Below are 12,563 nucleotides of genomic sequence, written 5' to 3'. Positions count from 1 at the left end.
CCGTTTCCAGTCCGCCGCCGTCATGTCGCGTCGTGTCGCGAATGTGGTGGAAAATGCCGATCGGCGTGCTCCGGACCTGTGAACCCGGCTCCGTTCAGGCGGCGGGGCCAAGGGACATCGGCTCGAGCGGCTGCGAAAGGGTCTCCCAGCCGGCGGCCTTGCGCATCCGCTGCCCGGCAGCGGTTTGCCTGCAAACCGCGAGAAGGGGGATCTGGCCGGAGGCCAGCAGCGCCCAGAGCAGCATCGGCACGGTCCCGGCGCAGGGCAGCACGGTTCTCTGATTGCGGCTTTGTCAAGCGGATGAGCGATGTGTCCGTCCGGGATCATGGTTTTCTCCGAGGTCGCTGATGCGCCTCATGATGGTGTTCGATGGCGGATCGTCTTGGTCGCGACATGGGTGTATTGCGCCGTCGTCGTCAGCTTGGCATGGCCCAGAAGCACCTGGATCACCCGCATGTCGGTGCTGGCTTCCAGCAGATGGGTGGCGAAGCTGTGCCGCAGGGTATGCAGTGTCGCCGGCTTGCTGATGTCGGCCATGGCCTTGGCCGAGGTGAACGCGCGGTTCAACTGGCGCGGCGAGATCGGATTGATCTTCGGCTTGCCCTCTCTCGGCGATTGCAGGCAATCGCCTGCCGGGCAGCGGGAAACAGCCATCCTTCCCGGCGTGCCTCCAGCCCCCGGTCGCTGTCGTCGTGTCCAAGACGCGCCTCCGGCACAATGTCGCCGATCTTGAGGTTGCAGACCTCGGCGCCGCAGTCCGGCGCCGTGGGAAATGCTGAGCGCGGCGCGGCATTTGAGCCCGGGTCCCGGCGCCGCCATCAGGATATCGGAGACTTCCTCGACGCTGGACACGACGGGCAGCTTCCTCGGCAGCGTGCGGAACTGCATGTACCGCGTTCAGCGGGGAAACGCGCCACTGGCGCCTTTCCTGGTCCGCTTCACTCTCATCGCGCCCGCTGGTCATCCCGAAGAGTTGGAGGGGACCGTGGCGCCAGTGGCGCCGCGAAAGCCCCGGAAACGCCGAGCGCCACGATCCGCACGTTGAACGTGCTGGCCGTGACCCCGGTGTCGGTCATGTGCAGCTGGTAGGCGCGCAGCTCTTCCGGAGTGGCGGCATCCGGCGAATGCCCGAGGAACCGGGCGAAACCCTTGATCGCCCGGATGTGGGACTTCTGGGCCTTCTTGCCCATCCCCCGGATGCGCATGTCCTCGATCATCCGCGCCCGCAGCGGCAATATTCTCTCCTCCGTCATGGGAACCTCCTGTCTGTCGATTGAGAGGCCCCAATCGTCAGGCAGATGCCCGCATTCCCAAATGGACAGGCGGTCGATCAGCGCGCTCCGCTGCCAAGCGCGCCAATGCCGCGTGAGCGGCTTCGTCCTTGGGCTGCGATCCGCCGCCGGGCCTGCGACCGGCGACGGCAGCTTCAGGATGCCGGGCGCCGGCAGCCGCTCATAGCTCTATGCCCTGGGCAATCGTCAGCGCGTCCTCCAGCTCGACGCCGAGACAGCGCACCGTGCTGTCCATCTTCGCATGCCCGAGAAGCAGCTGGACCGCCCGCAGGGTCCCGGTCTTGCGGTAGATCTGCAAGGCCTTGGTCCGACGCAGCGAATGGGTGCCGTAGCCGCTCGGCTCCAGCCCGATCATCTTGACCCAGTCCTTCGCCATGCGGGCGTACTGCCGCAGCGAGATGTGGTCGGACGCACGACTCCGGCTCGGAAACAGGAAGGCGCAGCCAGCCATCTGCGGTGCGTCGATCCAGACGGAAATGGATTTCCGCGTGTTTTCTGTGATCTCGAACTCGACTGGCTGACCGGTCTTGCTCTGTATGACTGTGGCGCGCTCCTTGATCGTGTCGCCGATTGCCGCGTCTGACACCTTCATCCCGACGAGATCGCAGCCGCGGAGCTTGCTGTCGATCGCGAGGTTCAGAAGCGCCAGGTCCCGCAGGTTTCCGGCAAGTTCGAGCCGCGCCCGGATGGCCCAGAAATGGCGGGGCAGGAAAGCGCGCTTCTGGCCCATGAGGCGGCCCTTGTTCCAGGGCGGGCGTTTCGGGGGGCACGGCAGGCAATCGGATCTTCGACATGACGAGTCTCCATCCGGCCCTCCCGACCCCGGCGACGGCACCGCGCCGACAGCTGGAGAATGGCATGGTTTCGGATGACGGGTTCCGAGTCCGGCACAGGCAGAGCGGGTTCCGCGCCGCCGCAAGGCTGGCGAGAGCCCCTTTTCTGCCGGTGCAGATTATCCAATCTTGTACACGCAGTGCAAATCTAGCTGCCGCTTAGTAGCGGCACGGCCGCAAGTCCGGCAAGGAAGCAGCCGTTCGACATTGCGGTTCAACAGAATTCGGTCAGCCCGGTCCGGGAGCTCCCGCCTTTGCCGGTCGGATCAACGGAAGACGTTATCCCATGGCCAGATCCGTCGCGCGTCTGGCGAGGAAGACAGCGCCGAACAGGACAGGCTGGTGCAGGAGGTAGACCGCGAGGCTGTGGCGGCCCGGCCAGGACAGGACCTGCACCGCGCGGACGGCCGGATCAAGGCGCGGGGACAGCCGCTTCGCACAGACCCTTGCCGATAGCAGTCCCGCGAGGAAAGCGGCCAGCCAGGGCACGAGCGGTGCGTAGTCGAGCATCCGGGGCGGCGATGAGCCGAGGCCGGACCAGAGCCAGAGCGGTCCGCCGAAGCCGGGCAGCTCCAGCCGCGCGAGCAGGAGGATGCCCGCGGTGGCTGCCGCAAGAAGCGGTAGCGGCGCCCGGAGGAAGAGCAGGCCGATGCAGCTCGAGACCGCGATGGCGTGGAGGATGCCGAAGCGGATCCAGGCCCCGGGCATGGCCAGCCACGTGACGACCGAGATCGCCGCCGCAGCCAGGGCGAGCAGGGCGAGGCGCCGCAGGAACGGGTGCCAGCGGATGGCGGTGCCATGGGCCAGCCAGAGGCTTGCGCCGGACAGGAACAGGAAGCTGCCTGCGATGGCGCGGGCAGAGCCGGTCCAGAACGGGGACAGCATGGTGCCCTCGGGCAGGAAGCCGAACATCGTCAGGTCCCAGGCAAGGTGGAACACCGCCATCGCGGCCAGCGCGGCGCTGCGCGCAATGTCGAGTTCCGCGAGTCGGCGCGATCGGGAAGACGGCTTGTCCAGCGCGCTTCCGGCCGGGTTCCTGTCCGGTCCGCCGCTGCCGGGGCCGCGCGGCATCCGTCGCGCGGCCCCGGCCATGCCGGCCGTCATGCCTCAGACATAGACGGTGCCGCCGCCGAGCCCGATTACCGAGAAGACCACGCGGGACGGTTCGGCATCGCCGCCATAGACGACGGTGGCCGTGCCATCGTGATCGCCGGTGCAGTTCAGGCTGGCAAGCTCGGTGCCGCCTGCCACGGCCGCGTCATCGAACACGCCGGTGCAGAGCACCTCGCCGCGTTTCAGCACCAGCGTGTAGCCGCCGCCGGAGCGCGGGTTCAGCCGGGCATCGACGCTCTCGCCGCCGCTGTCGCGGGTCGAGCCCGAAAAGCTGGCACTTCCGGAGGACATGCTTCCCGAGGATGTGGTCTCCATGCAGCCTGCTGCGAGCAGTGCTGCCGAAACCGCGGCGGCCGGAACGGCACGTTGCAGGAAAGTCCGGGGAAAGATGCGCGTCGTCATGGGTCTTCTCCTCTGGGCTGCGCATGCGGAAGCGCACACGGTTCCGTGATCTCAGCGTAGGGTTGCCGGGACGGCTTTGCGAGCGATTTTTCGGGGCGAATTGTCACCACGGCCCGGCAATTGTTTCCGATTGATCCGCAAAAAGGGGGTGGGCGGCGATCCCGCCGCGGCGGACATCCGGTCACATGAAAAAATCATCATGTGGACAGGGCGGCCTTGCGGGGTAATATCGGACCGCAAGCTGCGGTTTCGGCGATGCCCCGGCCTGAACGCAAGACGGTCCGGAAAGAGAGTCCGACGAGCGGCCCGGCATCGGGCCGCCGAGCGTTTCCCGACCGAACGGATGGCCCCATGCGCATCTCCAGCCTCGTCCTCCTCTGTTGCCTGAGCCTGTCCCCGGCGGCCGCGCCGGCCCAGCCGATCACCGAAGAACGTGTCACCTTTGCTGCCGGGGCGTCCGGGGCCACGATCCGCGACCGGATCAGCGGCGAAGACATGACCGACTACCTGCTCGGCGCACGGGCGGGACAGGTCATGACCGTCGAGTTCCAGACCGACAACCCCGCCGCCTATTTCAACCTGATGCGCGGCAGCGATCCGGCAGCAATCCATGTCGGCTCGACGGCGGGCAACCGGTTCAGCGGCGTGCTGCCCGTTGATGGCGACTACCGCATCCGCGTCTACCTGATGCGCAGTGCCGCGCGGCGCGGCGAGGCTGCGGGCTACACGCTGTCGGTCTCGATCGGCGGGGCGGCGCAGACGGCCCCGGCGGCGGATTATGCCGACGGGCTGTCGGGCGGTCCCGACTGGTGGGCCGTCACCGGTGTCCCGGCGGGCGACACGCTGAACGTTCGGGCGGAGCGACAGCACGCGGGCGACGCCGGGATCGTCCTCGACCAGCAGCACCCGGCCCGAGAGCCGCACCTCGGTTTCCGCGGCGGCCCGGGCGCGCCGCACCCGGGCGGCATCGGCGTCCGAGGCAGGCAGGAAGATCTTCACCGTGGTGCCGATGCCGGGTTCGGAATAGACCCGCACGCCGCCGCCCGACTGCTTGGCGAAGCCCTGCACCATCGGCAGGCCGAGCCCCGAGCCCTTCGAGGGCGGCTTGGTCGAATAGAACGGCGTGAAGACCTTGGCCAGCTGCGCCTTGCTCATGCCGATGCCGGTATCGGTGACCGCCACGACGGCATAGGGACCGGGCGCCAGATCCTCCTGGCCCTCCTCGAGGAAGGGGTCGTCAAGCGCCACGTTCAGCGTCTCGATGGTCAGCTTTCCGATGCCGTCCATCGCGTCGCGGGCATTGATCGCGAGGTTCAGCAGCGCGTTCTCGAAGGAGTTGCGGTCGGCATGGACCGGCCAGGTGTCGGCGCCGCAGCGGAGCTCCACCTCGATGGTCGAGGGCAGCACGCGCCTGAGCATGCCGTTCAGCTCGCCGACCAGCTCGCCCATTTCGATGCGGGTCGGTTCCAGCGTGGCCTTGCGGGCGAAGCTCAGCAGGTTGCGGGTCAGCCCGGCGCCCTTCTTGGCGGCGTCGATCGCCGAGCGGATCAGGTCGGCGCCGCCGGGCAGCTGGCTGGTTTCCTCCAGCAGTTCCAGATTGCCCACGATCACCGCCAGCAGGTTGTTGAAATCATGCGCGACCCCGCCGGCCATCTGGCCGACGACCTCCATCTTCTGGGCCTGGACCAGCCGCTTTTCGGTATCGACCGCATCTGTGATGTCCTGCACCGTGCCGGTCAGCCCGGCGGGCTTGCCGGCCTTGTCGCGTTCCAGGAGCGTGTTCCATTCGCAATGGCGGATCTCGCCGTCGCCGCGGATGATGCGGGCGCGGAACCGGTCATGGTCGCCGCAATTCATCTTGCCGTCCTTCAGGGTGCGCCGCAGCGCGTCCTGGAGCAGGGCCTTGTCCTCGGGATGCACCAGATAGCCGATCTGCGCCAGCGTGGGCGTGAACCGCGCGGGGTCAAGCCCGTGGATGCGGTAGCATTCGGGCGACCAGTACATGCCGGGCGGATCGAGCTTCAGCGACCAGTTGCCGATCTTGGCGATCCGTTCGGCGCGCAGCAGCCGGTCGCGCAGCAGGGTTTCCTCGGTGACGTCGGATTCGGTGCCGAGGATGCGCACCGGCGTGCCGTCGCCATCGATGATCACCTGGCCCTGCACGGCGATCCAGTGATAGCGCCCCTTGCGGTCCATCAGCCGGACGACATGGGCGAAATGCCCGCTGCCGGCGATGGCCTCGTCGATCGCCGCGCGCATCTTGGGCAGGTCGTCGGGATGGTGCAGCCCGGCGAGGAAGGTCTCGCTGCCCTCCGCCTCGGCGGGATCGTAGCCGAGCTGGCGCAGCAGCCGCGGCGAGAAGGTGATGTGGCCGCTGCGCAGGTCCCAGTGCCAGACGCCGACATCGGTCGCCCGGAGCGCATCGGCGGCGAGCTGCAGCCAGCGGATGTCGGAATCCTGGCGGCCGGAGGCGGCGAAGGTGCGGCGGCGCCGGTCCATCCAATGGGTGATGCGGCCGTTCTGCCGGTGCAGCGGCCAGATGTCCCACTGGATCAGAACCAGCCCGCCATCGGGGCGTTGCGAGGTGTAGATCGACGAATAGGGGCGGCCGGTCAGGAAGGCGGTCCCGGCCTCGTTGCGCAGCCGGTCGGGCAGCTCGACCCCCGGCAGGTCGTCGAGGCACCGGCCGCGGACCGGGGCATTGCCGCCGAGCTTCCTGCGGGCGTCGCCATTGGCGGCGCGGGACCGGCGCAGGTCGAAGGCGGCCAGCTCGCACCCCTCCGCGATGGCCGCCTCCAGCGCCGGAACGCTGTTCTCCGGCGCCTGCGCGGACCACAGCCCGCGCTCCGCACAGGCCAGCGGGGCCGGCCTGCGCAGCATCTCGTCAAAAACGCCGTCTCGTACTCGTACCTGCACGCAACTGTCCTGTTCGCCTGTGGCTGTCCGGAAGGGACGCGCAGCATCCCCGGATTGTTGGCCCATGTTTATCTCAAACTGCCCCCAGCTGCCCGCGCGGAGTCAGGTCATGGTTTACGGCCGCCTGCCGCCGTCCGGCGGGAGAGGCCAAAGAGCGCGTTTTCCTGCGCGGCATGATGAGCTAGATATCCCGCAACCTGTTCCAAGACCGAGGAGCCCTCCCATGGCACCGAAACCTGTCGTCCTCTGCATCCTCGACGGCTGGGGCAAGAGCTCCCGGACCGAAGACAACGCGCCCGCGCTGGCCGACACGCCGGTCTTCGACCGCATCATGGCGACCTGCCCCAATGCCGAACTGACCACCCACGGCCCGGTCGTCGGCCTGCCGAAGGGCCAGATGGGCAATTCCGAAGTCGGCCACACCAATATCGGCGCGGGCCGCACCGTGGCGATGGATCTGGGCCAGATCGACCTGGCCATCGAAGACGGCAGCTTCGCCGGAAACGAGACGCTGAAGGCGTTCATCGCGAAGATGAAGGACTCGGGGGGCACCGCGCATCTGATGGGCGTGGTCTCGGACGGCGGCGTGCATGGCCATCTCCAGCACATCCTCGCCGCCGCGCGGGTGCTCTGCGATGCCGGCGTGCCGGTGGCGATCCATGCGGTGACCGACGGGCGCGACGTGGCGCCCTCCTCGGCGGCAGGCTTCATGTCCGAGCTGGTCGAGGGGCTGCAGAACGACGCGAAGATCGCCACCGTGACGGGCCGCTACTGGTGCATGGACCGCGACAAGCGCTGGGACCGCGTGGAAAGCGCCTACCGCGCCTGGACCGCCGCCGAAGCGCGCCGCTCCGGCAACCCCGAAGCCGCGGTGGCCGAAGCCTACGAGGCCGGCGAGACCGACGAGTTCATCAAGCCCACCGTGATCGGCGAGTACCGGGGCATGCAGGACGGCGACGGCTTCTTCTGCCTGAACTTCCGCGCCGACCGCGCCCGCGAAATCCTGTCGGCGCTCGGCGAGCCGGGCTTCGACGGCTTCGACCCGATGCCGCGCCCGCAATTCGCGGCGATGCTCGGCATGGTGGACTACTCGGTGAAGCACGGCGCGTTCATGCAGACGGTCTTCCCCAAGCGCGCCATCGAAAACACGCTGGGCGCCTGGGTCGCGAAACAGGGACTGACCCAGTTCCGCCTCGCTGAGACCGAGAAGTACCCGCATGTCACCTTCTTCCTCAACGGCGGCAAGGAAGAGCCCGAGGAAGGCGAGGACCGGTTCATGCCGCAATCGCCGAAGGTCGCGACCTATGACCTGCAGCCCGAGATGTCTTCGGCCGAGGTGACCGACAAGTTCGTCGAGGCAATCGAAAAGGGCTATGACCTGATCGTGGTGAACTACGCCAATCCCGACATGGTCGGCCATACCGGCGATCTGGAGGCCGCCAAGAAGGCTTGCGAGGCTGTGGACCGCGGCCTGGCCTGCGTGCTGCCCGCGCTGGAGAAGGCCGGCGGCGCCATGGTGGTGACCGCCGATCACGGCAATTGCGAGCAGATGTGGGACCCCGAGACCAACGGGCCGCATACCGCGCATACGCTGAACCCGGTGCCGGTCGCGCTGGTCGGCGGGCCGGAAGGCGCCACGCTGCATGACGGCATCCTCGCCGATCTCGCGCCGACGGTGCTGCAGCTGATGGGGCTGAACACGCCGCCCGAGATGACCGGAAAGTCGCTGATCAATTGAGCCCGCGACGCCTTGCCCTTGCGGCCTGCGCCATGGCCGCGCTGTCGGCCGGATCGGCCTGCGCCGCCCAGAGCGCCTGGGAAAGCCGGGTGGCCGAGGCCGCCCGCACGGCGCGCATGCCCGGCCGCTGCGTCCTGCGGCTTCCCTCGGTCCCCCCGGCCGGGGTCGCGATCGCGGGGACGGCCTGGCCGGTCTGGCGCCGGAGAGAATGTTGCGGCTCCGGGACGCGCATCATCAGCTCCGGCACATCGCCGCTCCGGACCTGGTGCCGCGGCATCTCCGGGCCGAGAGGTGCCGCAAGGGCCGCCATCAGCCAGGGTGAGCGGCCCAATTCCGGGGATGCGGAAATCGCGGCGAGTTCGGGCGGTTGAGGTTCTGCTCCCGGTTGCCGCCATGGCAATGACTTCCCCGGAGCAGGCCGCCGCCCCGACCTGTCGCGCGCTCTGATCAGAATCTGGATTGAACAGGTGGAGTCTGGCGCGCTCGACGACGACCTGGCGGCGGCCGAGTTGATGGCCGAGCGTGAAAGCCGGATTGCCGCGTTCGAGCAGCGTTCCGGACGCCAGGCGCTCGAGACCGAGTTTCCAAAGGGGGCTCCCGATCCGCCGGGGACGGGCGCTTATGCGGGGCGCGCGGTCCAGCGTCCATGGCGATCCCGGCCCCAAGCCAGGAGACGCCGTCCTCATCGCGGAAATCAGGGCGGCTACCGGCGAGGTCGAGGGCCATGGCTGCCGCCGCGCCGATGCCGGGAACCGCCACAGGCGCATGGTCGTGGCCCCGAAAACGGTCCGGCGGCGGAGGAAGGAGAACGGCCTGGCCCCGAGTCGGCGGCGCTCCGCCCGCATGACCGACAGCGACAATGGCGCCCCGGTATTTCCGCTCATTGCCAAGGAGGCATAGCAGGCTGCTGAAATAGTCGGGGGAGGGAATTGTTTTCCGTCTTTCTGGGCTTGATGGCGTGATCTTCCATCCGTTCCTTGCCACTCGGCGCAAATGGCGCCGCGGCCACCGTCTTCAGATGGCCAGCAACCGCGGCAGCCGGGCAAGGTTTGCCGCCGCCAGCGTGAGGATGAATCGCGAGCGCACCCGCTCCACGCCGCGATAGACGGTCTGCGCCGCCCCGCCGACGGTCTTGGACCAGCCGAAAAGCTCCTCGATGCGTTTCCGGTGCTTCTGCGACAGCGCATGGCCCTTGTGCCGCGTGGTGCGTCCGTCGATGGCCGAGACCCGCGCCTTCTGCGCGACATGCGGGGGGAGGCAGGCCTGCCGGCAAGCCGCCACGACCCCGGCCGCGTCGTACGCCTTGTCCATGCCGAGCGTCAGCCGCCGCGTCGATCCCGGCGACTGCCGGTGCAGCATGTCGAGCGCCGCCNTTGCGTTCGGCATGTCCGTCGGCTTGCGTCAGGTCGCCCTGGACGGCCAGGCCGCTGCGCAATCGGCGCGGTCCTCGGACCGATGGCGGACGACGCCTCATATCCATCAGCGCATGCCCCAGGAAGCACAGCATTGCGCCGGTGCCGGGCGATTTCCGGCAGAGCCGCGCCTCCGGATCGGTCGTCGAGGCATGCGTCGCGTTCGAGCGTTTCCCGCCTCGGAAATCCACTTCGGCATTGCGGCTGCGGCGTGGAGCGCGCCGAGGTCACCGGGCTGGCGCGCGATTGCGAGGGCTGGAAGGTCACGACCTCCGCCGGCACGCATCAGGCAGAGAAGGTGGTGATCTCGGCCGGGGCCTGGTCGCGCGCGCTCCTGGCGCCGCTCGGGCTGCGCCTGCCGCTCCTGGCCGAGCGCGGCTACCATATCGAGATCTCCGATCCGGGCGTGACGCTCAACAACTCCTTCACCGATGTCGAGGCGACGGTCGTGGCTAGCTCGATGCAGGGCGGGCTGCGTGTCGCGGGCACGGCCGAATTCGGCGGGATCGACGCGGCGCCGGACCCGTCGCGCGAGGCGATCTTCCGCAAGATCGCCCGCGGCATCTGCCCGGATGTCGCCGACAGCCCGGCAAGGATGTGGATGGGCCGCCGTCCGACCCTGCCGGACAGCCTGCCCGCGCTCGGCGCCTTCCCGGCTCATCCGGGCCTTTTCGCCGCCTTCGGCCATTCGCATCACGGGCTGATGATGGCGCCGAAGACCGGCGAGGTGATCGCCGAGCTGGCCACGGGCGGCGATCCGGGGATCGACATGGCCCCCTACGACCCGCTGCGCTTCGGCTGAGCGCTCAGCCGAACCCTGCGAAGAGCGGCGCGCAGGCGGCGGCCACGTCCCCTGCCTGCGCCAGTCTCCCGAGCGTCTCCGCGATGTCTGCGGGCAGGCCTGCCGCCGCGTGGAGCTTCTTCCCGGGATGCGGGCGATCTTCGGGGCCTGCCGCAGGCGCTGCGGCGCCCCCCCCCCCCAGTCGTCATGGATGCGCCGTCGCCCATCGGGCTCGGACCGGCGGCGCAGCCGCTGGCACCTCCGGGACCGATGGCGAACGCCACCATGGAGATCGCCGGTCCCATCCGGCGGTTGCACGCAATCGCCAGCCGGGCAGCGGGTCGATGTCGGGGCGCCTGAAGAGCAGCCTCGCGATGGACGCGATGCGCATGGCGCTGCAGAACCGGCGGCCGGTGCCGGGGCTGATCTGTCATTCCGATCGCGGAATCCAATATGCCAGCGGAGACTATCGGCGGCTTCTGGATGCATGGACGGCCAACGCTTCCATGAGCAGGAAGGATGATTGCCTCGCGTTCAAGCTGGCCTGAACTGATGCGGTGGATGCCCCATCCAACGGGCGCCCGGCCGAGGTGCCTTGACGCGCGCAGGATCTCGTTGCGCGCCCTGGCTCCGGCCGTGTCCGGCTTCCATGGCCGCGCATTTCGGCGGGGCGGAAGTGAGGAGGTTCAGCAAAAGGTCCGGGGGACCTTTTGCCCGGCGAACCGCCGCCGCGCCACGGGCGGCGACGGCGTCGTGGCAGGCACGCGTGTCGCAGGCGTCGCCAGCGGTGCTCGAAGTAATCACGTCCTAACCCAGACTTCTGCAACAACGCCCGGCCAAAGCATTGTCGTAGCTGTCGCCGATGCTCCCGACCGACGGCTCGATACCCGCTTCCGCCAGCCGCTCCGTGTATTTGATGGACAGGTACTGGGAGCCTTTGACGCCCTTCCGTTTGTCAAGCAGCGATCTGGGCCTGGTTGATCTCCTTGTACCGGTCTCGAATGATGGCGAAGACTTCCCGCGCGATATAGCGCTTGACGCAGCGGATGGCCCCGAGTTTCGACAGGCCGTCTGCGATCCGCCGCGCGACGTATTTCCGGGTCCGCTCGTCGCATCGCAGACGGCCTATGGCGATGATGTGCAGCGCACTGTTGGCTGCCCGGTCGCCGCCCCGGTTCAGTCTGTGGCGATTGATCTTCCCTGAGGATGCGGGGACCGGACTGACGCCACACAGGGCGGCAAAACTGGCCTCGGACTTGAGGCGCCCGGGATTGTCTCCTGCCGTGACCGGCAGCCGCGCCGCCGACTGATAGCCGATGGAATTCTGATCCAGGAGCTTTGGAGCCAGTTCATCCGCGATGGCCTCGATCATGGCGTCGGGATCGGTGGTTTCATCATGCAGCTCGAGATATCGCCGGGCCAGCGACTTCAGGGAAATCCGGTAGGCAGTGTCCATTTCACGGAAGCCGGTCATGTCCGGGCGCCAGGCAGCCAATGTGCGGATCTGCTTCATGCGGGTCATGTGTCGAATGCTGTCCCGCAAGGCGTCAGGCGCTGAAACGATGGTGTTGCCGATCATCTGCAACGCGATCCGCCGTGCCTGGACCGCCGTTCGCCGGCATGCTCGGACCGGCGGCGCATGGCCGCCTCACTCCGGACCGCCTTAAGCACCCGCAATGCTTCAATCATTCCGTCGCGGGTTTTGGGGTGACGGTTCTCTTGCCAGCGAAGGCCGCATGTGCTGCCGCCTCTGCATCGAGGTCATCGGACTTTCCCCGGGCCCGGCGACCATGTTTGTCCGGACCGGCGGCTTCGGGGACCTGAACCCCGGCCTTCTGGAAATAGCGCAGCACGCCGGCGCCATAGGTTCCGGTCGCCTCGGCTCCGACCCGCTGGATACTCCCGAACGACTGCATCCATGCCGGCATCAGCCGATATCCCTGCCGCGTCGCCGCGAAACTCCCGCTGGCCAGGAAGCGATCCTGATCGTCGGCCACGGCGGCAACATGCAGGTCCTTGTGCGTATCCACGCCGCCGACGATGGTTCCGGTCCGTTGCGTCTCGCCCATCTTGTCC

At 68.2% G+C, this 12,563-nt stretch carries 8 protein-coding genes and 5 pseudogenes; 3 read left to right on the top strand and 10 right to left on the bottom strand.

From position 1 onward, the window contains the following. Positions 1-94 precede the first annotated feature (94 nt). The 6 genes and pseudogenes from C7T91_RS03420 to C7T91_RS03390 form a co-directional block, all read right to left on the bottom strand. Positions 95-277, bottom strand: a pseudogene (locus C7T91_RS03420) (hypothetical protein); the annotation flags it as partial. A 77-nt stretch (positions 278-354) separates the two neighbouring features. After that, positions 355-1,253 (bottom strand): annotated as a pseudogene (locus C7T91_RS39035) (tyrosine-type recombinase/integrase). Between the two features lie 199 nt (positions 1,254-1,452). Continuing rightward, positions 1,453-2,022, bottom strand: coding sequence for a tyrosine-type recombinase/integrase (locus C7T91_RS03405; RefSeq protein WP_108257990.1), 570 nt, complete (start codon positions 2,020-2,022; stop codon positions 1,453-1,455). A gap of 382 nt (positions 2,023-2,404) precedes the next feature. Continuing rightward, positions 2,405-3,217, bottom strand: a complete 813-nt coding sequence (locus C7T91_RS03400; RefSeq protein ID WP_161555727.1) for a heparan-alpha-glucosaminide N-acetyltransferase — start codon at positions 3,215-3,217, stop codon at positions 2,405-2,407. A 15-nt stretch (positions 3,218-3,232) separates the two neighbouring features. Beyond that, positions 3,233-3,640 carry a hypothetical protein gene (locus C7T91_RS03395; protein WP_108257988.1) on the bottom strand — a complete coding sequence of 136 codons (408 nt, stop codon included), beginning with the start codon at positions 3,638-3,640 and terminating at the stop codon, positions 3,233-3,235. A gap of 51 nt (positions 3,641-3,691) precedes the next feature. After that, on the bottom strand, positions 3,692-6,556 hold the full coding sequence (locus C7T91_RS03390; protein WP_161555726.1) for a hybrid sensor histidine kinase/response regulator: 2,865 nt from the start codon (positions 6,554-6,556) through the stop codon (positions 3,692-3,694). Positions 6,557-6,779: 223 nt separating this feature from the next. Here C7T91_RS03390 and gpmI point away from each other — a divergent pair, with 223 nt between their 5' ends. Then, on the top strand, positions 6,780-8,294 hold the full coding sequence (gpmI, locus tag C7T91_RS03385) for a 2,3-bisphosphoglycerate-independent phosphoglycerate mutase (protein WP_108257986.1): 1,515 nt from the start codon (positions 6,780-6,782) through the stop codon (positions 8,292-8,294). On the opposite strand, the gene C7T91_RS37720 is transcribed toward gpmI, so the two are convergent. Beyond that, positions 8,287-8,412, bottom strand: coding sequence for a hypothetical protein (locus C7T91_RS37720; RefSeq protein ID WP_269099706.1), 126 nt, complete (start codon positions 8,410-8,412; stop codon positions 8,287-8,289). The genes gpmI and C7T91_RS37720 overlap by 8 nt on opposite strands. Before the next feature lie 896 nt (positions 8,413-9,308). Beyond that, positions 9,309-9,927: pseudogene (locus C7T91_RS03370) on the bottom strand (transposase); the annotation flags it as partial. On the opposite strand from C7T91_RS03370, the gene C7T91_RS03365 reads away from it, so the two are divergent. Both C7T91_RS03365 and C7T91_RS31360 read left to right on the top strand, forming a co-directional pair. Continuing rightward, positions 9,918-10,508 carry an NAD(P)/FAD-dependent oxidoreductase gene (locus tag C7T91_RS03365; protein ID WP_161555725.1) on the top strand — a complete coding sequence of 197 codons (591 nt, stop codon included), beginning with the start codon at positions 9,918-9,920 and terminating at the stop codon, positions 10,506-10,508. The pseudogene C7T91_RS03370 and the gene C7T91_RS03365 overlap by 10 nt on opposite strands. Before the next feature lie 323 nt (positions 10,509-10,831). After that, positions 10,832-11,035, top strand: a complete 204-nt coding sequence (locus tag C7T91_RS31360; RefSeq protein ID WP_145962762.1) for a DDE-type integrase/transposase/recombinase — start codon at positions 10,832-10,834, stop codon at positions 11,033-11,035. Positions 11,036-11,065: 30 nt separating this feature from the next. Here the strand turns inward: C7T91_RS31360 and C7T91_RS03360 are convergent. Then, positions 11,066-11,288, bottom strand: a pseudogene (locus C7T91_RS03360) (hypothetical protein); the annotation flags it as partial. A 154-nt stretch (positions 11,289-11,442) separates the two neighbouring features. Further along, a pseudogene (locus tag C7T91_RS03355) lies at positions 11,443-12,556 on the bottom strand (IS110 family RNA-guided transposase). Positions 12,557-12,563: the final 7 nt, after the last annotated feature.

The organism is Mangrovicoccus ximenensis (genome assembly GCF_003056725.1).
Lineage (GTDB): Bacteria > Pseudomonadota > Alphaproteobacteria > Rhodobacterales > Rhodobacteraceae > Mangrovicoccus > Mangrovicoccus ximenensis.
Note: the sequence above shows the minus strand (reverse complement) of the source record. Positions and strands in the feature narration are given on the sequence as shown.

Coding starts and splice junctions, on each gene's coding strand:
- C7T91_RS37720 (WP_269099706.1), bottom strand. CDS start 8,412: ATGCGCGCCGTGCGGGCGGCCTCGGCCACCCGGCTTTCCCAGGCGCTC.
- C7T91_RS03405 (WP_108257990.1), bottom strand. CDS start 2,022: ATGGGCCAGAAGCGCGCTTTCCTGCCCCGCCATTTCTGGGCCATCCGG.
- gpmI (WP_108257986.1), top strand. CDS start 6,780: ATGGCACCGAAACCTGTCGTCCTCTGCATCCTCGACGGCTGGGGCAAG.
- C7T91_RS31360 (WP_145962762.1), top strand. CDS start 10,832: ATGTCGGGGCGCCTGAAGAGCAGCCTCGCGATGGACGCGATGCGCATG.
- C7T91_RS03395 (WP_108257988.1), bottom strand. CDS start 3,640: ATGACGACGCGCATCTTTCCCCGGACTTTCCTGCAACGTGCCGTTCCG.
- C7T91_RS03400 (WP_161555727.1), bottom strand. CDS start 3,217: ATGGCCGGGGCCGCGCGACGGATGCCGCGCGGCCCCGGCAGCGGCGGA.